The sequence below is a fragment of the Magnetospirillum fulvum genome, assembly GCF_900108475.1.
Taxonomy (GTDB): domain Bacteria; phylum Pseudomonadota; class Alphaproteobacteria; order Rhodospirillales; family Magnetospirillaceae; genus Phaeospirillum; species Phaeospirillum fulvum_A.
The window spans coordinates 44,820-70,266 of record NZ_FNWO01000014.1 but is presented as its reverse complement, the minus strand read 5'-3'; the positions used below and the strand labels follow the sequence as shown (position 1 = coordinate 70,266).

The window sequence follows — 25,447 nt, the reverse complement described above, 5'->3', positions numbered from 1 at the left end:
CGCTACATCGCCTCGGCCTTGGGGCGCGCCGCCCGCGTCTGGCGATCTTCGTACATCCCGTCCAGGATCTCGGCGTGGCTTTCACGGATCAGGTGGCGACGGATTTTCATCGTCGGCGTCAACAATCCGTTCTCGACCGAGAACGGCTCGGCCAGCACGGCGAAGCGGCGGATGCGCTCGACCGGGGCCAGCCGGGCATTGACCTGCTCGACCGCCTGGGCGATCTCGGCCTTGAGGCGGGGATGTTCGATCACCACCCGCTCGGGAGTGCGCGGCGGCGAGCCCAACGCCTGGACCCGCTCGGGATCGGGCACGATCAGGGCGACCAGATGCGGCCGACGATCGCCATGCACCATCGCCTGGGCGATGCCGGGCTGGAGGGTCAGCAGACACTCGATCCGCTGCGGCGAGACGTTGTCGCCGCCGGAATTGACGATGATATCCTTCTTGCGGTCGGTGATCCGCAGATTGCCGTCGGGGTCGATCACCCCGATATCGCCGGTATGCAGCCAGCCATCGGGATCGATCGCGGCGGCGGTCGAGGCCGAGTCTTGCCAATAGCCCTGCATCACCAATTCGCCGCGGACCAGGATTTCGCCGTCCTCGGCGATGCGCAGTTCGACACCCTCGATCGCCGAGCCGACGGATTCGACCCGGACCCGGCCGGGGCGATTGACGCTGATCACCGGGGCGGCTTCGGTCTGGCCATAGCCTTGCAGGATGGTGACGCCGAGTGCCAGGAAGAAGCGGCCGACCTCGGGCGGCAGCGGCGCGCCGCCAGAGACGAACGCCTTCAACCGGCCGCCGAAGCGGTCGCGGATTTTGTCGCGCACCACCCGTTCCAGCACCCGGTCGGCCACGGTATCGAGCGGCCCCAACCGCCCGTCCTGGTCGATCCGGCGGGTACCAAGCGTCAAAGCGGCGTGGAACAGGCTCTGGCGCACCCGCCCGGCCTTGCTCAACCCCTTCAGGATGCGGATGCGGATGCTGTCATACAGACGCGGCACCGCCGTCATGATGGTGGGGCGGACCTCGAGCATGTTGGCGGAGAGATGCTCGATGCTGTCGGCGTAATAGATCGACGCCCCGATCGAAATCGGCAGGAACAGCCCGGCAGTATGCTCGTAGGCATGCGACAGCGGCAGGAACGACAGGAACACTTCGTCGTAATGAACCCCGCCATTCAGATCATCGACCAAAAGCGCGGCGCCATGACAATTGTGCAAGATCGCGCCATGCGACAGCATCACCCCCTTGGGCACCCCCCCGGTCCCCGACGTGTGGATGATACAGGCGGTATTGTCGCGGCGCAGACCGGCGACGCGGGCGCGCACCCGCGCCTCGCTTCCGCTTGCCCGACCCAACGCCAGCACGTCGTCCCAGGTATGGCGGACAATTCCCTCGGGCGGGTCGGCGAAGGGCGGGTCGATCACGATCACCCCCGGCCGGGCACGGGCCTCGGCGGCGGCGGCAAGCACCCGCCGCGCCAGCGCCGGAGTCGAAACGATCGCCAGCTTGGCCCCGGAATTATCCAGGATGTGACAATGGTCGGCGACGGTATTGGTGGTGTAGGCGGGAACGGAAATCGCCCCGGCCGCCATGATCGCCAGATCGGCAATCGCCCATTCCGGTCGGTTCTCGCCAACCAGCACCACCCGGTCGCCGGCAACGATGCCCAGCCGCTCCAGACCGGCGGCAAGCGCAATCACCTCGTCGGCAACGGCGCGCCATGATTGCGTCCGCCATTCCCCGTCACGCCGCGCCGCCAGAAACGGCTTGTCCCCCAACCGGGCCGCCCAGTCGAAAAACATGCCCGGCAGGCTTTTGCAGGCGCGAATATCCTCCATGCGACGATCTCCCTGTTCCCCTGATACAGTGATACCTATATTTGCGACTGGCACAAGGAGACAGCGCATGACTCATCAGGCTTCCGCAGTTGCGAACGTCCAACTTCCCGAATGGGACCTCTCGGATCTGTATCCGGGACCGGATTCGTCACGCCTAAAGGACGATCTCGCCACTGCTTATGAAGCTGCAAAGACATTCGACAAACACCATTCTGGCCGGCTGCACGAACTGAACGGTCCCGATTTCGGTGCCGCTCTGATCGAATACGAACGTATCGGCGACATTTTGGGACGGATTATGTCGTATGCGCAACTGTTGTATGCGGCAGACGTGTCCGACCCCGAGCGCGGACGCTTCTATCAGAGCATGCAGGAGCGGGTCACCGATATTTCCAGTCACACCCTGTTTTTTACGCTGGAGATCAACCGGCTGGACGAAGCGGTGCTGGAGCGGCTGCTGGACGCGCCCGAAGCGCGCCGCTATGCCCCCTGGCTGCGCGACATCCGGGTCTTCCGCGATCACCAATTGTCCGACGAATTGGAAAAGATGCTGCACGACCTTCACGTCGTCGGCACCGCCGCCTGGCACCGCCTGTTCGACGAGACGATGGCGCGGCTGCGCTTTCCGATTGGCGGCCGCGACCTGACCTCGGCCGAGGCGCTGAACCTTCTCTCCGACACCGACGGGGCCAAGCGCAAGGAAGCGGCGAAATCGTTGGGGCAGGTGCTGGGGGAGAACGCGCCGCTGTTCGCGCTGATCACCAACACCCTGACCAAGGAAAAGGAGATCGACGACCGCTGGCGGCGCTATGCCCGGCCGCAATCCTTTCGCAACCTGTCCAATCAGGTCGAAGACCATGTCGTCGATGCCCTGGCCGCCTCGGTCAAGGAATGCTACGGCGAGTTGGCCCACCGCTATTACGCCCTGAAGGCGAAGTGGTTCGGGGTCGAGACGCTCGATTACTGGGACCGCAACGCCCCCCTGCCCGACGATGACGACCGCCTCTATAGCTGGACCGAGGCGCGCGACCTCGTGCTTGGGGCCTATGGCGCCTTCTCGCCCGAGATGGAAGCGCTGGGCCGCCGCTTCTTCGACAACAAGTGGATCGACGCCCCCACCCGTCCCGGCAAGTCGCCCGGCGCCTTTGCCCATCCCACCGTGCCGTCGGCCCACCCCTATCTGCTCGTCAATTTCATGGGCCGCACCCGCGACGTGATGACGCTGGCCCACGAACTGGGCCACGGCGTGCACCAGATCCTGGCTGGCGGCCAGGGCGGGCTGATGTCCGATACCCCGCTGACCCTGGCCGAGACCGCCTCGGTGTTCGGCGAGATGCTGACCTTCCGCGCCCTGCTCGGCCGCGAGACCGACCCCAAGCGGCGGCGGATCATGCTGGCGGGCAAGGTCGAGGACATGCTGAATACCGTCGTCCGCCAGATCGCCTTTTACGATTTCGAATCGCTGGTGCACGAAGAGCGCCGCCAGGGCGAACTGTCGCCCGAGCGGATCGGCGAATTGTGGATGCAGGTCCAGACCGACAGCCTGGGGCCGACCTTCCGCTTCGACGAGGAATACAAGAATTACTGGGCCTATATCCCCCACTTCGTCCATTCGCCCTTCTACGTCTATGCCTATGCGTTCGGCGATTGCCTGGTCAATTCGCTCTATTCGGCCTATGCCGCCGGGAGCATCCCCAACTTCCCCGATCGCTATCTCGACATGCTGCGGGCGGGCGGCACGCTCCGCCACGGCGACCTGCTGGCCCCGTTCGGGCTGGATGCCGCCAATCCCGATTTCTGGCGTCAGGGGCTGGACGTCGTGATCGGCTTCATCGACGAGTTGGAGCGGATGTAGGAGGCCGTGACCGATCTGTCTTCGCTTCCCGCTCTGTTCTCACGGTCCCAACCGCGGCAGACCGCCCCCCACCTGCCGATGACCCGTGCCGAGATGGACCGGCTGGGCTGGGAATGCTGCGACGTCGTGCTGGTCACCGGCGACGCCTATGTCGATCATCCCAGTTTCGGGATGGCGGTGATCGGCCGCGTCCTCGAGGCCGAGGGCTTTCGGGTCGGCATCATCGCCCAACCCGATTGGAGCAGCCCCGACGCCTTCGCGGCGTTGGGGCGGCCCCGGCTGTTCTTCGGCGTCACCGGCGGCAACATGGATTCGATGGTCAACCGCTATACCGCCGACCGCCGCATCCGCAGCGACGACGCCTATACCCCCGGCGGCGAAGGGGGCAAGCGGCCCGACCGCGCCGTGATCGTCTATGCCCAACGCTGCCGCGAGGCGTTCCGCGACGTTCCCATCGTGCTGGGCGGGATCGAGGCCAGCTTGCGCCGGGTCGCTCATTTCGACATCTGGTCGGAAAAGCTGCGCCGCTCGATCCTGCTCGATGCCAAGGCCGACCTGCTGGTGTTCGGCAATGGCGAGCGGGCGGTGATCGACATCGCCCACCGCGCCGCCCGGGGTGAATCCCTCCGGGCGATGGGCGACATTCGCGGCACCGCGACGGTGCGGGATTGCGTCCCCGAGGGCTGGACCGTGATCGACGAAAGCGGGCTGGACGGCATTCACCCGCCCGCCCCCGCCGCCGCCGATCCCGACCGGGTGGTGGTGCGGCTGCCCGCCTTCGAGCAAGTGCGCGACGATCCGGTGCTGTACGCCCACGCGACCCGCATCCTGCACGCCGAGACCAACCCGCTCAACGCCCGCCCGCTGGTCCAGCGTCACGGCGACAAAGAGGTCTGGCTGTCCCCGCCGCCTTTGCCGCTCGCCACTCCCGATCTCGACGCCGTCCACGAACTGCCCTATGCCCGCGCCCCCCATCCCGGCCACGGGAGCGGCCGCATTCCGGCGTGGGAGATGATCCGTTTCTCGGTCGCAATCGTGCGGGGCTGTTTCGGCGGCTGTACCTTCTGTTCGATCACCACCCATGAAGGCCGCATCGTCCAGAACCGTTCGCCCGACTCCGTGCTGCGCGAGATCGCGACGATCCGCGATTGCACCGCCGGTTTCACCGGGGCGATTTCCGATCTCGGCGGCCCGACCGCCAATATGTGGCGGCTGGGTTGCGGCAAGCCCCGCGCCCAGGCCAAATGTCGGCGGCTGTCCTGTCTGTTCCCCGCCCCCTGCCCCTCGCTGGTCACCGACCACGCCCCCTTGGTCGCGCTCTATCGCGCCGCCCGCGCCGTGCCGGGGGTGCATACCGTCTCGGTCGCCTCGGGCGTCCGCTACGATATCGCGCTCAACAGCCCGGCCTATGTCGATGAACTGGTCCGCCACCATGTCGGCGGTACCCTCAAAATCGCCCCCGAACACACCGAATCGGGGCCGCTGTCGCTGATGATGAAGCCGGGAGTCGAGGTGTTCGAACGCTTCCGCACCCTGTTCGAGGCCTCGGCGCGCCGCTCGGGCAAGCGGCTGCGGCTGATCCCCTATTTCATCGCCGCCCATCCCGGTACCACCGACGAGGACATGCTGAACCTCGCTTTGTGGCTGAAGCGCAACGATTACCGGCTCGATCAGGTCCAGACCTTCCTGCCCACGCCGATGACGCTGGCGACCGCGATGTATCACAGCGACCGCAACCCGCTCCGTCCAATCGAGCGCGACAGCCCGACCGTCTTTACCGCCAAGGGCCTGCGCCAGCGTCGCCTCCACAAGGCGTTCCTGCGCTGGCACGATCCCGAGAACGCTCCGATCCTGCGCGAGGCGTTGATGAAGATGGGACGCGCCGATTTGATCGGCTCTGGCCCACACCACCTTGTCCCCCGTGGCGGCAAACGACCTGGCCCCGCCGCACCGACCCGTCGGCCAGCGGCTCCGCCGATGACGGGCAAGGCCCCGCCGCCACGTCGATCGCGCTGAGACGGGCCATAGGCGGGCTCCCGCCCGCACCCGGTCGGGGCAAGCCCCGAACCCCCTTTGTTTTAAAAAAGCTGGAGATTGGGGGCAGCAGCCGAGCGCGATCCGGCCCCGGTGACGGAGCGGATTGATCGGGCGGCGATAAGACGGGAAAGGCCGCTATGCGGCAAAGGAGCGGGCAAAACCCGCGTGTCGTCGCTGCGACGACGGGAGGAGACGAAATGCACCCCCCCAAAAAGCTACGGACGGAACCGAGCGCTACGCTCAAGTCCCGTCCGCAACCCGTTCAATAAAACACTCTGTTAAGAGTGAATTACTTCACGGCGCTCTTAGCAGCACCCAGGGCGATCCAGTTGAAGCCCGGAGCGGCCAGAACGGCGGCGTGAACGGAGATCGCCACGACAACGGCGACAACCCAAATCACGGGCAGCCAGGTCGACGGATTGATGACCAGCCAAATCTTGTAGTCGTCTTTCGGATTGCTCATAGGATTATCCCCCTAAGAAAAGTCGAAAATCAGAACCAGGGCTTCCAAACCCACACCAGCACGTGCGCGACGGCGGCGAGGATCAGGAACGCGGAGAAGGTGGTCTTGAACTGGTCATTGACCTCGACCGCTTCTTCTTCGGTCAAACCCGACAAGCTTCTTTCAGCCATGTTTTGAACTCCAAGATAATGGGGGGCAACGGCGGAACTCGTCGCTGCAAGGCCTCATTAACGGACTGTAATCTTGCACTGACGCCCTCCCCTGTCAATTCGATTTTAGCCTGACGCAAAACTTTGATCTTCGCTCGCGAAGACAGGCCGAGGGGGAGCCTGGAGTCTGTGATTTATGGTGGATTAACTATCAAAACTCAGCGCCCGCTGCGCGTATCCTGGACAAGACGGACGGCCCCGCACCGAACTGCGTTTCCACCATCGCGCTCATGGGGGATCGAACGACGGAAACCGGGACCAGAAACGGATCGCCTCCGATCGAGCCCAGGCGGGCGGCCGGGCCAGGAAACGGCAGACAACAGGAAATCGACGACACCTCCGCGCGCCCTGGTCACCGGGAGCGGACGTCGTCGTCACAGGGGAAATGGGAAGCGGGCCATCAGGCGGCGGATCAATCGCGCTGGCGCTGACGACGGGCGGGACCGGACGGAAGCCGACCCTAGAGCGCATTCCACTCAAACAGAAGTCAGGGTGAAATGCGCGACAAGCCCGAGCGGCGCTTGAGCCACGCCAGCCTCGGAGGGGCTGCGGCCTTAGGCAAAATCCTAGAGCCGATTCCATTCGAATGGAAAAGGCTCTAGAAAAAGCTACGGACGGAACCGAGCGTACCGCTCAAGTCCCGTCCGTATCCATTCAGTAAAGCACTCAGGAAGAGTGAATTACTTCACGGCGCTCTTAGCGGCACCCAGGGCGATCCAGTTGAAGCCCGGAGCGGCCAGAACGGCGGCGTGAACGGAGATCGCCACGACGACGGCGACAACCCAAATCACGGGCAGCCAGGTCGACGGATTGATGACCAGCCAAATCTTGTAATCGTCTTTCGGATTGCTCATAGGAAAATCCCCCTAAGGAATTGGTCTAAATCAGAACCAGGGCTTCCAAACCCACACCAGAACGTGCGCGACGGCGGCGACGATCAGGAACGCGCTGAAGGTGGTCTTGAACTGATCATGAACCTCAACCGCTTCCTCTTCGGTCAGGCCCGACAAGCTTCTCTTCTCAGCCATGAGTCTACACTCCAAAGGTGGTTGCCGCGCACGTCCCGCGCGGCGGGGCCTATCGTGGCGATACCCTGCCACGACAAACTCTTCCGTTGACCAAGCCTCGAACCGTGCCCGTCAACGTCTACCCTTCGCTGGAGCGCTGCCTCTCACTTTGGGTGGAGCGGACAAGGCCGCATCGGGACCCATCGCTGGCGCGCATCACCGCTTCGCCGCTATCATGCCCTACTCTGGGCACGTCGCGGCTAAAATTCCGCAACGATTCGAAGGTACACAACCAAATTATGGGGATAAAGAGACCCAGACACGATGACAGATCGGAAGATACGGAATAAACCTTAACGCATCGCCGATTCGTCGTTTGTCCGGGCGTTCCCCTTGGGCCACCCTCGATAACGGAACGTACTCTTGCATCGACGTCTGATGGTGTCAATTCGATTTTGACAGCCTCCCCCACAAAGGCTGGACCTGCGGCACCTGCTGCCGCGTTCGCACATTATGAGGGAGAATACCCTTGCGGCGCCCCCCCAGGTCTATCATAGACTCCGAGACACGCCCCCGCGCCCATCGCGCCGCGGGGGGGGGGGTCGTGGAGTGATCATGGAATGACCGAGAAGACGATTCTGCTGGTCGACGACAGCCGGGTCGCGCGGATGATGACCGGAGCCGCGATCGTGCGGTTGCGCCCAAGCTGGCGGGTTGTCGAAGCAGGCAACGGTGAGGACGCCCTGATCGCCGCCGCCGCCGCCCGACCCGATTATGTTCTGATGGATGTCAACATGCCCGGAATCGGCGGCATGGCGGCGGCAGAGCATTTGCGCCGCGACTTCCCCGACGCCGCCATCAGCCTGCTGACCGCGAACATCCAAGACCCAATCCGCTATCATGCCGAACGGATCGGCGTGGGCTTCCTGATCAAGCCATTGCGCGAGGACGATCTGGCCCGCTTCCTCGACAGTCGGCAAGGTGAGTCATGACGACGATCATTGGCGAGATCGAGCACGACGCCGTTACCGAAATCTTGAACATCGCCGTCGGTCAGGCCGCCGCCTCGTTGTCGCGGCTGGTCGAGGACGAGGTAACCCTGTCGGTACCGTTCGTTGAATTCCTCACCCCCGAGCAGAGCGCAGCCCGGCTGGACGAAGCGACCGGTGGCGGCCTGTCGGTGGCGGTCCGCCAGGAATTCCACAGCAGCTTTTCCGGCGACATTTTGCTGATCTTCCCCGAGCGCAAAAGCCTCGATCTGGTCCGCTCGATGCTGGCCGACACCGTTCCGCTCGACCAATTGACCGAACTGGAGCAAGACGCGCTGATCGAGGTCGGCAACATCATTCTCAACGCCTGCCTGGGCAGTCTGGCCAACCAATTGGGACTGATGATCGAAAGCTCGCTGCCGACCTATGTCTGCGGGCGCGGGGCCAGCATCCTCGACAGCAAACACGTCGATTCGGAACTGGTGATGTTCCTCCAGGTCGATTTCTCGGTCGCGGCGAAGGGAGTCCGCGGCTATCTTGCCTTCGTGATGGATATCGTTTCGGCACAGAGCTTCGCATCGACGGTTTCCGCCTATGTCGCGCGGGTCGTGGCGGGATAGACCGGCCGATGTCCGTCAGCCCCCTGTTACAAATCCTAACCGATGCGGGCGAAATCGGTCTGGTTCTCCTGGCCCCCGACCGCTCCGTTCTGCTGTGGAACGCCTGGATGGTGCGCGCCTCGGGCGTTTCGGCCCGCACCGCGATCGGCTCGGATCTGGCCGATCTGTTCCCCACCGTCGCCACCTCGCGGATCGGACCGGCGGTCGATCAGGCCCTGAACGAAGGGCTGTCGGCGCTGCTGTCCTCGTCGCTGAACAAGACCCTGTTCCCGCTGACCCGCCAGTCCGGCGACCCCGACCGCCCCGAGCCGATGCACCAGATCGTGGTGATCCGCCCGATCGACGACGATGGCCATCGCTGTTGCCTGATCCAGGTGTTCGACATCACCCCGATGGCGGCGCGCGAAACGGTGTTGCGCCGCCAAGCCCGGACGATGGAGGCCCTGGCCGACAATTACCGGCTATCCGAGCTGCACAACCGCGCCATCGTCAACAACACCGCCGACGCCATCATCACCTTTGGCGAGGATGGCGGTATCGGCACCTACAATCCGGCGGCGGAGCAGATTTTCGGGTACACCCCGCCCGAGATCGTCGGGCGCAATGTCACCACCTTGATCCCCGAACTGGCCGGAGCCGACGGAACGATCCTCACCGCTCCCTATCTCGACCGCCGCACCGAAGTCACCGGTGTCCTCAAAGGCGGTGCCCGGCTGTTCCTCGAACTGTCGCTATCGTCGATGCAACTGGGTGGCCAAGACCTGTTCATCGCGATCGGTCACGACATCACCGCCCGCAAGGTCAGCGAAGAGGAATTGCGCCAGCAGAAGGAATGGCTGACCACCCTGATCAACGCCCTGCCCGATCTGGTCTGCTTCAAGGATGGCACCGGGCGCTGGCTGGTCGCCAACCGGGTCTGTCTGGAAATGGTCGGTTTGCGCGGCCAGGATTACGTCGGCCGCACTGCCCGCGAATTATCGCGGCTGGCCTCCGATCATCACGACTTCCTGCTGACAACCCGCGAGACCGACGACAAAGCATGGCGCGAGGGCCGCACCGTAACCTTCGAACTGACGATGGCCTCGCCCGGCGGGCCGCGCATCTTCGACATGTCCAAGGTGCCGCTGTTCACCGCCGACGGCGACCGCCGCGGGCTGGTGGTGGTGGGCCGCGATATCACCGAACGCAAGCTGAGCGCCGCCCGCATCCAGCATCTCGCCCACCACGATTCGCTGACCGAACTGCCCAACCGCGCCCTGTTCCAGGAACGGCTGCGTCAGGCGCTGGCCAACGCACGGCGAACCGGGTCGCGGCTGGCGCTGCTGTTCCTCGACCTCGACAAGTTCAAGGACGTCAACGACACGCTGGGCCACCATGTCGGCGACCTTTTGCTGACGGCGGTGGCGCGGCGGCTGACCCGCTGCCTGCGCGAGACCGACACCGTCGCCCGGTTGGGCGGCGACGAATTCGCGGTGATTTTGACCAATCTGAGCGACGCCGAGGGAGCCAGCCACGTCGCCGACACCATCATCGCCAGCCTGTCCGAGCCGTTCGGGCTGGAGGATCACGAGGTGCTGACCAGCACCTCGATCGGCATCACCCTCTATCCCGACGACGCCGAGTCCGCCGACCAATTGCTGAAAAACGCCGATCTGGCGATGTTTCATTCGAAGGCGCAGGGCCGCAACGCCTATCACTTCTACGTCGCCGAGATGGACGCCGAGGTCCAGGCGCGCAAGGCGATCGAGCGCGATATGCGCCTGGCGCTTGGCACCGATCAGCTTGACCTGCATTACCAGCCGCTGCTCGACCTCAAGACCGGGCGGATCGTCGGCTGCGAGGCGCTGCTGCGCTGGAACCACCCGACCCTGGGCTGGGTGCCGCCCGCTCACTTTATCCCGGTGATCGAACGGACCGACCTCATCGCCCCGCTGGGACGCTGGATTTTGCATCGCGCCTGTCTCCAGGGCCGCGCCTGGCTGCGCCAGGGGCTGGGGCCGATGCAGGTCGCGGTCAATTTGTCGCCGGTCCAGTTCAAGCACAGCCAGTCGTTGCTGGCGATGATCGACGACATCCTGGATCAGACCGGCTTCGCCCCCGACTGCCTCCAGCTCGAAATTACCGAAGGCATCGCGATGCAGAATGTCGAGACCACCATCCAGGTGCTGCAATCGCTGCGCAATCGCGGGATTCTGGTCTCGATCGACGATTTCGGCACCGGCTATTCGTCGCTCAATTATCTAAAGCGCTTCCCGGTCGATAAGCTGAAGATCGACCGCTCCTTCGTCGTCGATATCGGCCTGCATCCCGACAATGCGGCAGTGGTCAAGGCGATTGTCGATCTCGGCCATTCCCTCGGTACCCGGGTCAATGTCGAAGGCGTCGAAAGCCGCAACCAGCTCGACTTCCTGCTGACCCAGGGCGTCGATGAAGCCCAGGGCTTCTATTTCAGCCGCGCCGTCCCCGCCGAGGACTTTGCCGAACTGGTCCGCCAGCAGCGCGACTGGCTGGCTTGACCTCGCCCCCTTTCGCACCTGCAAAAAACATGTCATCCTGACGGATCGACATCCTTAGAGGACATCATGACCCTGTCGGTCCAGGACATCACGCTTGCCGCCATCCTCTTCATGGCCCTGGCCGCGGCAGTCATTCTGTTCAGCGCATGGCGCCACGCCGTTCGCATCGAGCGCGCCGCCCAAAAGAACGACGACAGCCACCTCTCCCCCGCCACCTGACCGCCCGCCCCCTTCTCCCGTCGCATTGTCAGCGCCGCCGCCTTCGCCGTATCCTCGGCAAAACGGCAGGGGGAAACCGATGAGCCGGTCACGCATCCGAATTCTGATCTTGCTGGGGGTCGGGCTGGCCGTGATGGTCTGGGCGACATGGCCGCCGTCGCAGGTTGCCCTCACCGACCGGTGCGCGCCCGAAAAGGGGCCACCCGTCCTTGCCGCCCTGCTCTATCCCGGTCCGTTCTGGCGCGGTCAGCTTGACGCGATTGGTGCCGAACGCGACGATTTGCTGGGCAAACCCGCCCGCCGCGCCCGGCAAGACGCCGAGTCCGCCCAGCAGACCGGCGGCATCGAAAGCCGGATGAGCCGCTTGTCTCGCGACGAAGCCGACGATCCCGCCGAAAAAGAACGGCGCGCGCTTGCCCAGCAATCGGCCCGGATGCGTCGGCTGGTCTGGCTGCTCCAATGCGAGACCGAGATCCGTCAGCGGCTGGAACGGTAGGGCGGCGCTAATGCGTCGGTCGTGAAAAAGTCCTTCGGCCTTTGGCCTCAGTGTACTTTTCCCCGGTTCAAAAAGAATCCCCGTGCTCAATCAAGCTTTCCGCGCGGGGATGGATTTGGACAACACGAAAAATGGGCGCTGGGCCGCCCCTAGCCCATTTTTCTCCTTTTAATCCAACGGGAAAAAGTGTGTTGTTTTTGCGCCATCAGCACCGGTACCGTCATGTGGGACAGAACGTAATGCGTCCCGCTGCCGCGCATCATCGACAGGAGTCCGGGGCCTTGCGCCCCCATCACCACCAGATCGGCCCCCAGATCGCATAGCCGCGACAGCAGCATGTCCATCTTGCCGATCTGCTCGCCGGTCAGATGCTCGGATTCGGCCCGAATTCCCTGGGCGGCGAGATGGTCGAGGATATCGACGGCGGGGACATCGGGCAGAGCGCGGGATTCGGCATCGTGCCCGCCGCGCAGCGACAGCACCGTCACCGACGCCGCCCCGGCCAGCAGCGGCAGCGAATCGGCCAGGGCGCGGGCGGCCTCGCGGCTGGCGTTCCAGGCGATGGCGACCCGCTCGCCCAGGGTGGCGAAGGTTCCGCTATACGGCACCACCAGCACCGGGCGGCCGGAATTCAAGATCACATGCTCGACCATATCGTCGGGGACCAGCGGCGATTTCGGCTCGGCCTGCCCCATCACCACCAGATCGGCGAACCGGGCGCAAAAGGTGGTTTCGCCCAGGACATGACCGGGTTCGCCGTGCGACAAGTGCCACCAGCGGCCCTTGATTCCGGCGGCGGTGACCGCCGTCTCGAAGCCGGTGCGGACGGTTTCGCGGGCGGCGACCAGGAAATCGCTGGCCTGATGGGCCACCGTTCCGGGGGCAAAGCTGTCGATCCGGGCGAATAATCCGGTCAATCGGGCCTCGAACCGCCGCGCCAGACCGACCGCCAGACCGAGACGCACGGCACAGCGTTCGCTGTCGTCGAGATGAACCAGGATGTCCTTCATCGTCGCCCTCTCCCTCTCTTCCGCCATTCGGGCGGCTCTCCGCCATCCACAGTGAAAGCCATCGCCGCCGCCGTCAATCGGGGCGGCGTCAAACCGCAGCGACCGCCACCTCGGTTTCGGCGAAGACGGCCACCGCCTGCGGCAGCACGGCGGCGGCGGCGGCGGCATCCTCTTCGGCGCAGGCGGTTTCGAGCCCGGCACACAAGCGGGCGAAACGGATCGCCCCGGCACTGAACGCCGCCCCCTTGGCGGCATGGGCGGCCTCGCGCACCGTCGTCAGGTCGGCGGCGGCGATGGCGGTTTGCATCTCGGCCACCAGCGGACGGGTGGAGTCGAGAAACAGGCCGAACATCTCGCGGGCGTCCGGCCCGATCGTGCCGAACAGACCGCGCATCGGCTCGAGGTCGAGCAGCGGCGGTTCGCTCGGGGCGGGCGACGGCGCGACGGCGGCGAGGGCGGGGGCGGCGGCGACGGCGGGGCGGCGGCGGCGCAGCGTCTGGGCGGCGGGCAGCAATCGACGCAAGGTCTCGTCAAGCTGGGCAAGGTCAATCGGCTTGGCCAGAAAGCCGTCCATCCCGCTGTCCTGGCACCGTCGCGCCGTCCCGGACAGGGCGTCGGCGGTCAGGGCAACGATCGGCAGCCGCCGCCCGGTCTCGATCTCGGCCTCGCGCACCCGGTGGGTCAGTTCATACCCGTCCATCTCCGGCATGTGGCAATCGGTCAGCAGCAGGCCGAAATCGCGGATCCGCATCTGCTCCCACGCCTCGGCCCCGTTGGCGACGATCTCGCAGGCATAGCCCAGCCGCTCCATCAGATGGCGGATCACCACGGTGTTGGTCGGATTGTCCTCGGCAATCAGGATCAGCGCCCCGGCGGCGGCGGCCTCGGCGACGGCGGGGGCTTCGAACAGCCCCTCGCCCCCGCCCAGGCTGTCCGCCGCCCCGGTCTCGTCGTCAAGGCGGCCCCGGCCGGCGGCAGCGGCGACGGTTCGCCACAAGGCGCGGCGGCGCACCGGCTTTTGCAGCAACGCGAACAGCCCGGCGGCGCGGGCTTCGGCTTCGGCCTCGGCGGCAAGGCCCCCGCCGGGAGCAACCATCGTCACCACCCGCATACCCCCCTCGGTGGCGGCGATCTGCATCAGCGCCCCGGCCAGCCCGAGACGCTGGCGGTGATCCTGACTACCGTCGAGCAGCATCACGTCGTAGCTCCACCCCGCCAGCGCCGCCGCCCGCACCGCCGCCTGGGCGCCATCGGGGGTGACCACCACCGCGACCTGGGCACCGAGATGGCCGAGATAGCGGCGCAATCCCTCGGCCGCCACCGGCCCTTCGGCCAGCACCAGCACGGCGATCCCGGCCAGATCGGGTCCGGGTTCGGGCGCGGAATCGGCAACGTCGAGCGGCACGGTGACGCGGAAGGTCGAACCGCGCCCTGGCATCGTCTCGACCGCGATCTCGCCCGCCATCAATTCGACCAGACGGCGACAGATCGACAGGCCAAGACCGGTCCCACCATAGCGGCGCGAGATGGTGGCGTCGGCCTGCATGAACGGCTCGAACAAGCGCGCCTTTTGCTCCTCGTCCAGACCGATCCCGGTATCGGCGACCGACAGGGTCAGCGCCAGCGGGCGGGCGTGGGGGTCGGCGGTCTCGACCGAAAGGCGGACATAGCCGCTATCGGTGAATTTGATCGCATTGCCGGCCAGATTGGTGACGATCTGGCGCAGCCGCACCGGATCGCCCAGCACCCGCGCGGGCAGGGCCGGATCAATGTGGGTGATCAGGCTGATCCCCTTCTCGCGGGCGCGGGGGGCGAGCAGTTCAGCGACGCCCTCGACCAGATCGACCGGCGACGCCTCCATCACCTCGAGCGGCAACCGCCCGGCCTCGATCTTCGAGAAATCGAGAATGTCGTTGATGATCGTCAGCAGCGAAGTCGCGGAATCCCGGATCACCCGCGACATCTCGTGCTGTTCGGGCGGCAAGGGCATGTCTTCGAGCAGATGGGCCATCGTCAACACCCCGTTCATCGGGGTGCGGATTTCGTGGCTCATCGTGGCGAGGAACAGCGACTTGGCCTGATTGGCCTCTTCGGCCATCCGCTTGGCCTCGGCCAGGGCGGCTTCCTCTTCCTTGTGGCGCGAGATGTCGATCGACGAGACGATCACCGCCGTCTCGCCGTCCATCTCGATCTCGGCCGCCGACAGCATCGCCCAGAAATCGCGGCCGTCGCGGGTCCGCATCCGGCATTCAAAGCCGGTGACAAAGCCGTTCTGTTCGACCAGATCGACCAGACGGCGCAAATTGACGGGATCGGCATAGACGGTCGAGGCATCCAGCCCGACGGCTTGGCTGTCGGGCAGCCGGTACAATTCGGTCCAGCGCGGATTGACCAGCAGCACCCGGTGATCGGCCACCGATGAAATCGCCAGCGCCAGCGGCGAGGTGTCGAGGATGCGGCGCAGACGGTTCTCGCTTTCGATCAGCGCCTTGGACGAATCGTTGACCTTGGCCATCGCGTCGCGGAACACCACCAGTTCGGCGGCCATGTCGGCGATTTCGTCCTTGCCGCCGCCGGGAATCGGGGTGTGGAAGTCGCCCAGCACGATCCGATGCATCGCCTCGGCCAGCCCGGTCAGCCGCCCGACCAGATTGCGGCCGAGATACAGCCAGACGAACAGCAGCGGGCCGATAAAGGTCAGCATCGCCACCGCCAGCAGGGTATAGCGGCCGTTTTGCACCGCCGTCTCGGCGCGGAGTTCGTTGTCGGCGGCGTCGGTTTCGGCGGCGGAGACCACCCGCCCCACCGCCGACGAGGTCCGCGCCACCAGATCGCGGCCTTCGTCGTTGGCGGCGGCCAGCCGGGCGATCGTCAGCATCTGGAGGGTGCGGAGTTCGAACACGTTTTCCGCCCCGGTCCCCAGCACCAGCACCCGGCGGGTCAGGGCACGGGCGCGGTCCGCCGCCGGTCCGGTGTCGATTTCGTCGGACAAAAGGGCGATCCGGCGTACCTGCTCGTCATAGGATTGGCGCAGGTCGCCGATCTTCTCGATATCGGGCGCGGTCACCGTCTCGCGCAGGATCGTCGAGGCCAGCACCACCGCCGCCAGCAATTGGTCGTTGTTGAGCCATTCGACCGAGCCGCGCACCTCGATGTCCAACTGGGAAATCGCTTCGGCGCGGGTCCGGGCGCGCTCGGACAATTGCAGGCGACGATCGACCAGGATGTTGCGATCGACGACATTGTCGGCGAAAGCGGCAATCATCGAACGCAATTCCTCGACCCGGTTCTGGTCGGTCGCCGCCCCGGCCAGCCCGTCGAGCAGGCCGAGCAACCCCTCGGTCTGCTGTTGCAACGCGACGAAATTGCTCTGGCGCTGGAATTGCGACATCGACCCGTCCAGCGCCGGAGCCGCCGCCGCCAGCCGCGCCGTCGCCTCGGACAGTTTCAGCGCGTTCGAGACGCTGGGCAGGTTGGTGCGGGTCATCGCCGCCAGCAACCGCTCGATCTCGGTATAGCTGAACCAAGTCAGGCTGGCCCCGAACAGGATCATCGCCCCGACCGCGCCGATCGCCACCACCAGCTTGGCGCGGATGCCGAATCGCCATCCCCCCGCCGCCCGTCCCGGCGGGGGCGGCGCACCGTCCGGCCCGTTCTGCGTCATCGCGCCCGGCACCCGATCCCGTCCTCCGCTGATCGCCCCATCCCCATCATGCCCGAGGCCACGCCCGGGGCAAAGCCCGGCGCAAGGCTTTGCCGAAGCCCCCCGCCGCGTGCTACCAGTTCGCTAGTGTGGAGGATTCGAAGTTCCTATCATTCGTGCCGCGAACGATTTTAGGAGCTTCGAATCCGAAAACCACACTAGAAAACATAGAGTTATTCGTGTCCTGATCGATTCCGAAGTTCGAAAGATGCCGGATTTCGACGATACGAACTTCGGAATCGGGACACGAACGGCGGACCGGGTCGGGTTCGCCCCGATCGCAAGGGGGAAGGAATGGGGACAGCCTACGTCGCCAAAAGCAAAATCCTGCAAGCCTGGGGCGGAGATGTCGGGCTGGGCAAGCACCTTTATAAACTTGGCTATCTCGCCGAGGGGACGCCCGCCGAGCATCTGGCCCAGGGGCTGGCCGGAGCCGCCGATTGGGTGGTGGTCACCGCCCGTCCCGCCGACGCCGAATCCGAAGCGGCGATCCTGGAGCGGATGGGACGCAAGGAAAAGATGGTCGATCCCGCTTATTATCCCCGCCTGAAAGGCGAGGCCGGAATCGTCAAGATCAATCCCGGCACGGTCGAGAACTCGATGCGGATTCGCTTCGCGCTCGAAAACGGCCGCGAGGTCAACGAGATCAAGGTCAAGCCGACCGACATCGCCCGCTATCTGCTCGACAACGCTCTCGGCTGAGACCGCAGGTTTTAGAGTTTGTCCGGGTCAAGGGAAAACACCCGACCCGTCATGGTCGGCCCCCGGGTCAAGCCCGGGGGTGACGGCCCCAAAAGGCGAGACCGTTAAACTCAGACAAACTCTAGCCAAAAAACAGGGGCGCCCCGATAGCGGAGCGCCCCTTTTTCGTCTGACACGTCGCGACCGGATTTACTCGGCGGCGGCGGCGGTCGGAGCCTGAACCAGCATGCTGCCGGTCCGCTGGGCATTGAGATGCCAGGAGAAGGCTTCGTCCATCAGATGCGGAGTGTGACCGCCACGGGCCAGCGCCCGCTTGTAGTAATCGCGCGCCATGTCGCGATAGGTCGGATGCATACAATTCTCGATGATCAGCGAGGCCCGCTCACGCGGGGCCAGCCCGCGCAGATCGGCCAGGCCCTGCTCGGTCACGATCAGATCGACATCGTGTTCGCAATGATCGACATGGGTAACCATCGGCACGATCGAGGACAGCTTGCCGCCCTTGGCGATCGACTTGGTGACGAACACCGACAGATAACAGTTGCGGGCAAAGTCGCCCGAACCGCCGATGCCGTTCATCATCTGGGTGCCGTTGACGTGGGTCGAGTTGACGTTTCCGTAGATGTCGGCCTCGAGCGCGGTGTTGATGCCGATCAGGCCGAGACGACGGATCACCTCGGGATGGTTCGACACTTCCTGCGGCCGCAGCACCAGCCGGTCCTTGTAGCGCTTGACGTCGCCAAAGAACTTGCGGGCGCAATCGCCCGACAGCGACAGGGCCGAACCCGAGGCGAAGGTCATCTTGCCGGCGTCGAGCAGTTCGAAGGTCGAATCCTGCAACACCTCGGAATACATCGTCAGATTATGGAACGGGCTGTCGATGAAGCCGTGCAGCACCGCGTTGGCGATCGAGCCAATCCCGGCCTGGAGCGGCTGGAGCGAGGTCGACAGACGGCCCTTGCGCACTTCGTCGCGGAAGAACTCGATCAGATGACCGGCGATGGCGTTGGTTTCCTCGTCCGGCGGGGTGATCGTCGCAAACGAGTCCATCTTCTCGGTGATGACGATCGCAGCGATGCGCGAGGGATCGACCGGAATATAAGGCAGGCCGATGCGGTCGCTGGGAGTCATCAGCGGAATCGGCTCGCGGTGCGGACGCCGGGTCGGGATATAGACGTCGTGGAGACCGACCAGATCCATGCTCTGATGGATGTTGATCTCGACGATGATCTTCTCGGCCAGGATCGCGAAGGTCGCGGAATTGCCGATCGAGCTGGTCGGGATGATCCCGCCGTCTTCGGTGATCGCCACCGCTTCGATCACGGCGACGTCGATCTTCGGCAACTGGCGCGAGCGCAGCATCTCGACGGTTTCCGACAGATGCTGATCGACGAACATCACCTCGCCGGCATTGATCGCCTTGCGCAGCACCGGGTCGGCCTGGAACGGCAGACGGCGCGACAGCACATGAGCTTCGGCCAGGGTTTTGTCGATGTCGCTGCCAAGGCTGGCGCCCGTCATCAGGCTGATCTTCAGCGGCTGCTCGGTGGCGCGTTCGGCCAAAGCCATGGGGACGACCTTGGCGTCGCCGGAACGGGTGAAGCCGCTCATCCCGACGGTCATTCCGTCCTGGATGTGCAGGGCGGCTTCTTCCGCACCAACCACCTTGCCCCACAGCGACTTGAGCAGGATACGATCTCTATACATGCACGGCGGCTCCACACAGATGTCCATTGGGGTTCTTTACCCCCCCGCCCCCGCTACCACCAATGTCGAATGGGCAGGCTGCACATTCGCACGAGGGGCTTGCATCCGCACCGAAATTCGATATTTTATTTCGCCGCTCAGGCCGGGAAGAAATTATGTTGCGCTGCGCCATAAATCAGCGCCCTGGCGCCCCTTTGCAATCGAGCACCCAGATATCGTAAACCGGGTGCTCCATCGCCGACAGCGCCGGGCTGGAGGCGAACATCCAGCCGCGGAACAGTTCCGCCGTCGGCTCGCCCGGCCGCAATTCCCAGATATCGAGAAAAGCCGCGCTTTCGGGCAGGTCTTCGGGCGGCCGCTTCTTGCAGGCCCGGGCGATGATCTCGAGCGAGCCGAAGCGGACCGGCGTGCCGACCGGAGCCTCGATCGTCAGCACCCGGGCGCTGACTTTGTCGAGCCCTTGCAACACCGCGACCGGAAACGACAGGTCGGCTCCCAGATGCAGCGGCGGCGGCGGTAACACAGGAACCGGCGCGGCGACCGGCGCGGGCGGCTGGAGCGGCGGACGCAGCACCGGGGCCGACGTCATCGGGTCCGGATAAGCACCCGGTGGCGCGGATTGAGCCAGCCCACTCAGCGGCGCTGCCAAAAGCGCGAGGGCGAAGACGGCCATGTTCGGACGCATGCGAGGATCTCCCCTGAAACCAACCGGCAGCGATCGGAACCTTCAGTCGTGCCGGGGCGGAACGGATGGCGCAAGGTAACCGCGACGGCAGGCAACGGGAAGCCCGTTCCACGCCTCACGCTCTCAGATAAGACAGGGCGCAACTGCGGGGGATTGTCAAATCAAGCAAATCACCCTGAGAGATACGCGCCCTCCCGCGACAAAATGGCACGGCGTAATTCGTTGCAATATGCGTCAATTTGCTCTTATTTCACCGCCTACGATCGGTCTATCGTTAGCCTTGGTGACTGGCGTCAATCTATCACTGTCGTCTCAGGCTACCACTCATATTCGGCTTATGCACATTCCGATGCACGTCCCTCTGATCTCCGTCATCGACAGCAACGCCACCAACCGAGCCAAGGTTGCCGAGGTGTTGATGTCGATGTATCGGGTCAACCAATATCCCGACGCCGAACGGGGATGGCATGGGCTGCGCATCGCGCCGCCCCGGGTGGTGCTGATCGACGACGAAATCCCGCCCCATGGCGGCTTCGCCCTGATCCACCAGATGCGGCAGGAGCCGGTCCTGGCCGAGGTGGCGGTGGTGTTGGTGTCGCGCCACGACAAGGCCGAGATTGCCTCGGCCCTCAGCCAATGCGGGGCCAATGCCTGTCTGCCCAAACCCTATGGCCGCAACCATCTGATCCGGACGATCTCGGCCCTGATCAACCACGATGTCGAGTCGCGGTGGAACGAACTGACCGACCCCTCGCGTCAGGCCTTGAAGGGCACGGTCGAGATTTTCAACGACATATCGGACTCGATCGCGGCGGGCGAGCCGGTGCGCTTCACCTCGGTCAAGGACGCCTGCGCCCCCCTGGTCGATGCGATCGGCACCAACGATGTCCGGGGCATTCTCGACGGGGTCAAAGAGCACGACAATTATTCCTATGCCCACAGCCTGCGGGTGGCGACGCTGTTGTCGCTGTTCGGCCACACGCTGGGGCTGCCGCGCGAGGATTTGATGATGCTGGCCAGCGGCGGCCTGCTCCACGATGTCGGCAAGGTGGCGATTCCCCATGAAATCCTCAACAAGCCGGGCCGCCTGACCGAGGCGGAATTCGCGGTGATGAAGGGCCACGTCACCGAGACGATCCGCTATCTCGACGCCGGGGCCGCGATCCCCAGGCCGGTGGTGATCATCGCCGCCCAACATCACGAAAAACTAGACGGCACCGGCTATCCGCTCGGATTGCCCAAAGGCGAACTGAACGAACTGGCCCGGATGGCCTCGATCGCCGACGTGTTCAGCGCCCTGACCGACCGCCGGGTCTATAAACCGGCGATGGAGGCGGAAAAGGCCCTGACCCTGATGACCGAGCAGATGAGCCACCATCTCGACCAGCATCTGCTCCGCCTGTTCCGCACCATGCTGCTGGACGCGGTCCGGGATTAAATCTTACCATCGGGCATGCGACCGCCGCACGTCATCAGCCTGGGCGACACCGCCTTCGCCATCGAGTATGGCGACGGACTCGATCCCGAACCGGGTGCCCGCGTCGCCGAGCTCGCCGCCGCCGCCCGTAAGGCCCGCCAAAGCGGCGGATTGATCGGACTCGTCGATCTGGTCCCCACCCTTCGCTCGCTGTTGGTCGTCTATGACCCGTTGACCGCCAGCCGGGCAGAGCTGGAAGCGGCGCTGCGGACACTTGATGACGCAACCGCCCAGGCCGCGCCGCCCCCGCCCCGGCGCTGGGTTCTCCCGGTCTGCTGCGACGAAGCCTTCGCCCCCGATCTGGCGGCGGTGGCCGCCGCGACCGGCCTTGGCCCCGACGCGGTGATCGCCCGCCTGTGCGCCCCCGCTTATGTTGTCGGCATGATCGGCTTCCTCCCCGGCTTCGCCTATCTGACCGGGCTCGACCCGGCCTTGCGGCTGCCGCGCCGCGCCGATCCCCGCCCCCGCGTCCCCGCCGGGTCGGTCGCGATCGCCGACACGATGGCGGCAATCTATCCCAGCGACAGCCCCGGCGGCTGGCACCTGCTCGGGCGCTGCCCGCTGACGCTGTTCGATCCGGCATGGTCGCCGCCGGTGCCGCTGGCCGCCGGGGATCGGGTCCGCTTCGAACCGGTCGATCCCGGCCGCTTCGCCGCCTTGGCCGCCACCCGCCCCCGTCTCGAACCGGACCCGCAGCGATGACCCCGACGCTCGACCTGCTGCGACCCGGCCCGCGCACTTCGCTCCAGGATCTGGGGCGGATCGGGTGGCGGGCGATGGGCATCCCGGTCGCCGGAGCGATGGACCGGATCGGGCTCGGCCTCGCCAACGCCCTGGTCGGCAATCCCCCCGGCACGGGATGTCTGGAACTGACCTTGTCCGGTCCGCTGCTGCGGGTCGCGGCGGAGTCGGTGCGGATCGCGCTGGCCGGTCCGGCCCGGATCAGCCTGACCAAAACCACCGGAGAGCGGCGGACGCTGGCCCCCGACCGCTCGTGGCGGCTGGAACGGGGCGATCTGCTCGAGATCGGTCCGATCAATGGCAGTCTGGTCGCCTATCTGGCGGTCGAGGGGGGCTTCGCCATCGCCCCGCTGCTGGGCAGCCTGTCGACCCACCTCGCCGCCGGTCTGGGGCCGCTGGGCGGGCGGACGCTGGAAGCGGGACCGCTGCCGCTCTGCCGCGACAATGCCGAACCGGGGCCGGAGCGGAGGCTGACCCGCCCCCTGCCCTATGGCGACGGCCCGATCCGGCTGGTTCCCGGACCGCAGGCCGACGCCTTTACCCCGGACGCGCTCGCCACCCTGCTGTCGTCTTGCTATCAGGTCGGGACGCGCTCGGACCGGATGGGGATGCGGCTGGAGGGACCAAAGCTGCGCCATCGTGGTCAAGCCGACATCGTTTCCGACGGGATCGTCGCCGGATGCCTTCAGGTGCCGGGCGACGGCAGCCCGATCCTGCTGCTGGCCGACCACCAGACCACCGGCGGCTATGCCAAGATCGCCACCGCGATCTCGGCCGACCTGCCCCGTCTGGGCCGCGCCCTCCCGGGCGATCGGCTCGAATTTCGCGCCGTGACGGTCGCCGAGGCCGAAGCGGTGCGGCGCGCCCAGGAACGGGCGATGCAGGACTGCCTCGACTCCCTTGCTCCGGTTGAGGAAAACGGCCGGATCGACCTTGCCGCGCTCTATCGGGCCGAGTTGATCTCGGGCGCGGTGACCGGCGATGAAGAGCCGGTTGCACCGCCCTCGGCCGGAACGATATAACGGGGCGGCTCCCAGCAAAGGAATGGCCCCCGATGATTCTCTACCGCCTGCGTTGTGCCCACGGCCACGAATTCGAGGAATGGTTCGCCAACGGTGCCGAGTATGACAGCCGCGCCGCCGCCGGAACGCTGGCCTGCCCCGAATGCGGCGCCACCGACGTCGCCAAGGCGATCATGGCCCCCAATCTCGGCCGGGCCAAGGCCGCCGCTCCCGCCCCGGCCTGCCCGCCCCAGGGCTGCGGCGGCTGCGCCTTCGCCAACCAGCACTGACGGCGCGCCGGGGAGGGGGACTTAATCCCCCCTTAACCCGGCCCTGTCAGACTGATCCGTCCCGGCCCATCCTCTGTCCAGTCAGTTCGATGACAATGTTCCTGTCCGATCCTTATGTCGAAATCCAGCGGCGGCGTCGAACCGGCGATTGGTTTGTTACGCTCGGCTGCGTGATCTGGCTGGCGGTGTCGGGCTGGATGTTCTTCGGCACGGTGCCGCCCGAAATCGTCGATAACCACACTTCGAAGACGATGCAGCAGCGGATGCGGACCTGCGAAGGCACCTTCCAGCAGCGTTTCGAGTGCAAACAGGCTTTCCTGCTGTCGGGCGAACGCTGGGGCTTTGCCGTCGCGGTCAACCGGCTGATGCTGATGTGCGCCCCGGCGGTCACCGCCTGGATCGTCTGGTCGGTGCTGCGCCGCCGGATGGCCTGACCTTCCTTCGTTGCCCCAAGGCGGGGGATGGGGCACAGTCAGGGTTCCCAATCCGTTACGGAGAACCGAATCCCATGGCGACCATCACCCTTCAGGGCACCCCCGTTAACACTGTCGGCGAACTGCCCGCGCCCGGAACGCCCGCCCCGGACTTCTCCCTGACCGGAACCGACCTCGCCGATGTCGGCCTGGCCGCCTTCGCCGGTCAGACGGTGGTGCTGAACATCTTCCCCAGCGTTGATACGCCGACCTGCGCCGCGTCGGTGCGTCGCTTCAATGCCGAGTTGAATGCGCTGGGCAATGTCGCGGTGCTGTGCATTTCCGCCGATCTGCCCTTCGCCCAGGCCCGGTTCTGCGGTGCCGAGGGGCTGGAGCGGGTCAAGCCGCTATCCGATCTGCGCGACAAGGGCTTTGGCGACCGCTATGGCCTGCGGATCGTCGATAGCCCGCTGGCCGGTCTGCTGGCCCGCGCCGTCGTCGTGATCAAGGATGGCACGATCGTCCACACCCAGTTGGTCGCCGAAATCGCCGACGAACCCGATTACGCCGCCGCCCTGGCGGCGGTACGCGGCTAAAGCGTGATGCATTAATCTGCACCACGCTTTAGCCGATTCATATATCCCCCTCGCCGGGCGTGCCCTCCGGGCACTTGGCCGCGGCCTCAATGGCCGCAAGCGCATCGTGCGTCATGTTTGGCGCACGATGCTCTAAAAACAACAGCGGAGAAGAGCCCGTGGAACCCAAGGACAGCACCGCCAACGACGCCTTCAAGGGCTTCACCAACAGCGAATGTCCGTTCTATCCCTGTCACCAGGGGGTGAAGCGGGACTTCAACTGTCTGTTCTGTTATTGCCCACTCAACGCCTATGACTGTCCGGGTCCGTTCAAGGCGTTCACCAGCAAGAACGGGGTGCGGCGGAAGGATTGCTCCGCCTGCACCCTGCCCCATGACGGCTATACCCAATCCTGGGCCTTCATCCAGAAATGGCTGGCCCAGCCGGTGCTGTGGGATGGCGGCGAGCAGACCCGCCCCTGGCCGCGCGATAACGAAGACCCGAAGGAGTAATCTCGGCGACCCGGCCGGGATAATCCGGCGGCTCCGATCCGGGAGCCGTCGGCCTTATTGCGGGGCGAGACCCAGCTTTTCAACCTCGGCAATCGCCACGGAATCGTCCTGCCCGGTCATCGACGCCAGGAACATCGCCGCCGCCGTCACCCCCTCGCGGTGGGCGACATCGGGCGGACGCCCCTGCGCCAGCGATTCGGAAAAGGTCTCGTCATAGGCCTCGGCGACCATTTTCGCAGTGCTGTCGTCCATCGACCCGGCAATCCCTTGTACGGCAAAGACCGGAGAATATCGTCGTTGCGGCGATGTTTCCACTGCTGTTTCTCTACCGCATCCCTGGGCGGTGGCGCGGTATCTCCCCCCCAGATTTCGT

General features: G+C 65.4%; 25 protein-coding genes. 15 read left to right on the top strand and 10 right to left on the bottom strand.

What is annotated here, in order from left to right; all coding sequences use genetic code 11:
- Positions 1-2: 2 nt before the first annotated feature.
- Complete coding sequence (locus tag BLW40_RS14950) at positions 3-1,847, bottom strand: AMP-dependent synthetase/ligase (protein ID WP_074769982.1); 1,845 nt, start codon at positions 1,845-1,847, stop codon at positions 3-5.
- A gap of 67 nt (positions 1,848-1,914) precedes the next feature.
- On the opposite strand from BLW40_RS14950, the gene BLW40_RS14945 reads away from it, so the two are divergent.
- Both BLW40_RS14945 and BLW40_RS14940 read left to right on the top strand, forming a co-directional pair.
- Entirely contained in the window at positions 1,915-3,702 is a 1,788-nt protein-coding gene (locus BLW40_RS14945) for a M3 family oligoendopeptidase (protein WP_074769980.1), read from the top strand.
- Between the two features lie 6 nt (positions 3,703-3,708).
- The gene (locus BLW40_RS14940) at positions 3,709-5,718 is read left to right on the top strand and encodes a YgiQ family radical SAM protein (protein ID WP_074769978.1); all 2,010 of its coding nucleotides are present in this window, start codon (positions 3,709-3,711) and stop codon (positions 5,716-5,718) included.
- Between the two features lie 310 nt (positions 5,719-6,028).
- Here the strand turns inward: BLW40_RS14940 and pufA (BLW40_RS14935) are convergent, their stop codons facing one another.
- From pufA (BLW40_RS14935) to pufB (BLW40_RS14920), 4 genes are all read right to left on the bottom strand, one after another.
- The gene (pufA, locus tag BLW40_RS14935) at positions 6,029-6,202 is read right to left on the bottom strand and encodes a light-harvesting antenna LH1, alpha subunit (protein WP_021133196.1); all 174 of its coding nucleotides are present in this window, start codon (positions 6,200-6,202) and stop codon (positions 6,029-6,031) included.
- Between the two features lie 29 nt (positions 6,203-6,231).
- On the bottom strand, positions 6,232-6,372 hold the full coding sequence (pufB, locus tag BLW40_RS14930) for a light-harvesting antenna LH1, beta subunit (RefSeq protein ID WP_002725582.1): 141 nt from the start codon (positions 6,370-6,372) through the stop codon (positions 6,232-6,234).
- Between the two features lie 719 nt (positions 6,373-7,091).
- A complete protein-coding gene (gene pufA, locus BLW40_RS14925; protein ID WP_021133196.1) occupies positions 7,092-7,265 on the bottom strand; it encodes a light-harvesting antenna LH1, alpha subunit in 174 nt (57 codons plus the stop codon).
- Between the two features lie 30 nt (positions 7,266-7,295).
- The gene (pufB, locus tag BLW40_RS14920) at positions 7,296-7,439 is read right to left on the bottom strand and encodes a light-harvesting antenna LH1, beta subunit (RefSeq protein WP_074769976.1); all 144 of its coding nucleotides are present in this window, start codon (positions 7,437-7,439) and stop codon (positions 7,296-7,298) included.
- Between the two features lie 599 nt (positions 7,440-8,038).
- Between pufB (BLW40_RS14920) and BLW40_RS14915 the strand changes: the two genes are divergently transcribed.
- The 5 genes from BLW40_RS14915 to BLW40_RS14900 all read left to right on the top strand — a co-directional run bounded on the left by BLW40_RS14915 (position 8,039) and on the right by BLW40_RS14900 (position 12,258).
- Positions 8,039-8,410, top strand: coding sequence for a response regulator transcription factor (locus BLW40_RS14915; protein ID WP_074769974.1), 372 nt, complete (start codon positions 8,039-8,041; stop codon positions 8,408-8,410).
- The gene (locus BLW40_RS14910) at positions 8,407-9,027 is read left to right on the top strand and encodes a chemotaxis protein CheC (protein WP_074769972.1); all 621 of its coding nucleotides are present in this window, start codon (positions 8,407-8,409) and stop codon (positions 9,025-9,027) included. Before BLW40_RS14915 ends, BLW40_RS14910 begins: the two co-directional genes overlap by 4 nt.
- Positions 9,028-9,035: 8 nt before the next feature.
- Positions 9,036-11,543 carry a sensor domain-containing protein gene (locus tag BLW40_RS14905; protein ID WP_074769970.1) on the top strand — a complete coding sequence of 836 codons (2,508 nt, stop codon included), beginning with the start codon at positions 9,036-9,038 and terminating at the stop codon, positions 11,541-11,543.
- Between the two features lie 66 nt (positions 11,544-11,609).
- Positions 11,610-11,762 (top strand): hypothetical protein, encoded by a 153-nt coding sequence (locus BLW40_RS17705; protein ID WP_170834595.1) that lies wholly within the window; start codon positions 11,610-11,612, stop codon positions 11,760-11,762.
- Positions 11,763-11,841: 79 nt separating this feature from the next.
- Positions 11,842-12,258 (top strand): hypothetical protein, encoded by a 417-nt coding sequence (locus BLW40_RS14900; RefSeq protein ID WP_074769968.1) that lies wholly within the window; start codon positions 11,842-11,844, stop codon positions 12,256-12,258.
- 149 nt (positions 12,259-12,407) lie between these two features.
- Here BLW40_RS14900 and BLW40_RS14895 read toward each other — a convergent pair whose 3' ends face one another.
- Together BLW40_RS14895 and BLW40_RS14890 are read right to left on the bottom strand one after the other, a co-directional pair.
- Positions 12,408-13,295, bottom strand: a complete 888-nt coding sequence (locus tag BLW40_RS14895) for a universal stress protein (RefSeq protein ID WP_244511215.1) — start codon at positions 13,293-13,295, stop codon at positions 12,408-12,410.
- Positions 13,296-13,356: 61 nt separating this feature from the next.
- Complete coding sequence (locus tag BLW40_RS14890) at positions 13,357-16,932, bottom strand: ATP-binding protein (RefSeq protein WP_170834594.1); 3,576 nt, start codon at positions 16,930-16,932, stop codon at positions 13,357-13,359.
- 333 nt (positions 16,933-17,265) lie between these two features.
- Here BLW40_RS14890 and BLW40_RS14885 point away from each other — a divergent pair, with 333 nt between their 5' ends.
- Positions 17,266-17,673, top strand: coding sequence for a hypothetical protein (locus BLW40_RS14885; RefSeq protein WP_074769962.1), 408 nt, complete (start codon positions 17,266-17,268; stop codon positions 17,671-17,673).
- 189 nt (positions 17,674-17,862) lie between these two features.
- Here BLW40_RS14885 and BLW40_RS14880 read toward each other — a convergent pair whose 3' ends face one another.
- Together BLW40_RS14880 and BLW40_RS14875 are read right to left on the bottom strand one after the other, a co-directional pair.
- Complete coding sequence (locus BLW40_RS14880) at positions 17,863-19,380, bottom strand: succinyl-CoA:acetate CoA-transferase ScpC (RefSeq protein WP_074769960.1); 1,518 nt, start codon at positions 19,378-19,380, stop codon at positions 17,863-17,865.
- 175 nt (positions 19,381-19,555) lie between these two features.
- The gene (locus tag BLW40_RS14875; RefSeq protein WP_083386812.1) at positions 19,556-19,969 is read right to left on the bottom strand and encodes a DUF2155 domain-containing protein; all 414 of its coding nucleotides are present in this window, start codon (positions 19,967-19,969) and stop codon (positions 19,556-19,558) included.
- Positions 19,970-20,414: 445 nt separating this feature from the next.
- Here BLW40_RS14875 and BLW40_RS14870 point away from each other — a divergent pair, with 445 nt between their 5' ends.
- The 7 genes from BLW40_RS14870 to BLW40_RS14840 all read left to right on the top strand — a co-directional run bounded on the left by BLW40_RS14870 (position 20,415) and on the right by BLW40_RS14840 (position 25,074).
- Entirely contained in the window at positions 20,415-21,503 is a 1,089-nt protein-coding gene (locus BLW40_RS14870; protein WP_074770042.1) for an HD domain-containing phosphohydrolase, read from the top strand.
- A gap of 15 nt (positions 21,504-21,518) precedes the next feature.
- A complete protein-coding gene (locus tag BLW40_RS14865) occupies positions 21,519-22,244 on the top strand; it encodes a 5-oxoprolinase subunit B family protein (RefSeq protein ID WP_074769958.1) in 726 nt (241 codons plus the stop codon).
- Entirely contained in the window at positions 22,241-23,305 is a 1,065-nt protein-coding gene (locus tag BLW40_RS14860; protein ID WP_074769956.1) for a 5-oxoprolinase subunit C family protein, read from the top strand. The genes BLW40_RS14865 and BLW40_RS14860 overlap by 4 nt, the downstream gene beginning before the upstream one ends.
- Positions 23,306-23,337: 32 nt before the next feature.
- Positions 23,338-23,574, top strand: coding sequence for a DUF1178 family protein (locus BLW40_RS14855; protein WP_074769954.1), 237 nt, complete (start codon positions 23,338-23,340; stop codon positions 23,572-23,574).
- A gap of 89 nt (positions 23,575-23,663) precedes the next feature.
- Positions 23,664-24,008 carry a hypothetical protein gene (locus BLW40_RS14850; RefSeq protein WP_244511214.1) on the top strand — a complete coding sequence of 115 codons (345 nt, stop codon included), beginning with the start codon at positions 23,664-23,666 and terminating at the stop codon, positions 24,006-24,008.
- Between the two features lie 74 nt (positions 24,009-24,082).
- Positions 24,083-24,583: a thiol peroxidase gene (gene tpx, locus BLW40_RS14845; RefSeq protein ID WP_074769950.1), complete on the top strand. Its 501-nt coding sequence runs from the start codon at positions 24,083-24,085 to the stop codon at positions 24,581-24,583.
- 158 nt (positions 24,584-24,741) lie between these two features.
- Positions 24,742-25,074, top strand: coding sequence for a cysteine-rich small domain-containing protein (locus BLW40_RS14840; RefSeq protein ID WP_074769948.1), 333 nt, complete (start codon positions 24,742-24,744; stop codon positions 25,072-25,074).
- A 54-nt stretch (positions 25,075-25,128) separates the two neighbouring features.
- Here BLW40_RS14840 and BLW40_RS14835 read toward each other — a convergent pair whose 3' ends face one another.
- Positions 25,129-25,326 (bottom strand): hypothetical protein, encoded by a 198-nt coding sequence (locus BLW40_RS14835; RefSeq protein WP_074769946.1) that lies wholly within the window; start codon positions 25,324-25,326, stop codon positions 25,129-25,131.
- Positions 25,327-25,447: the final 121 nt, after the last annotated feature.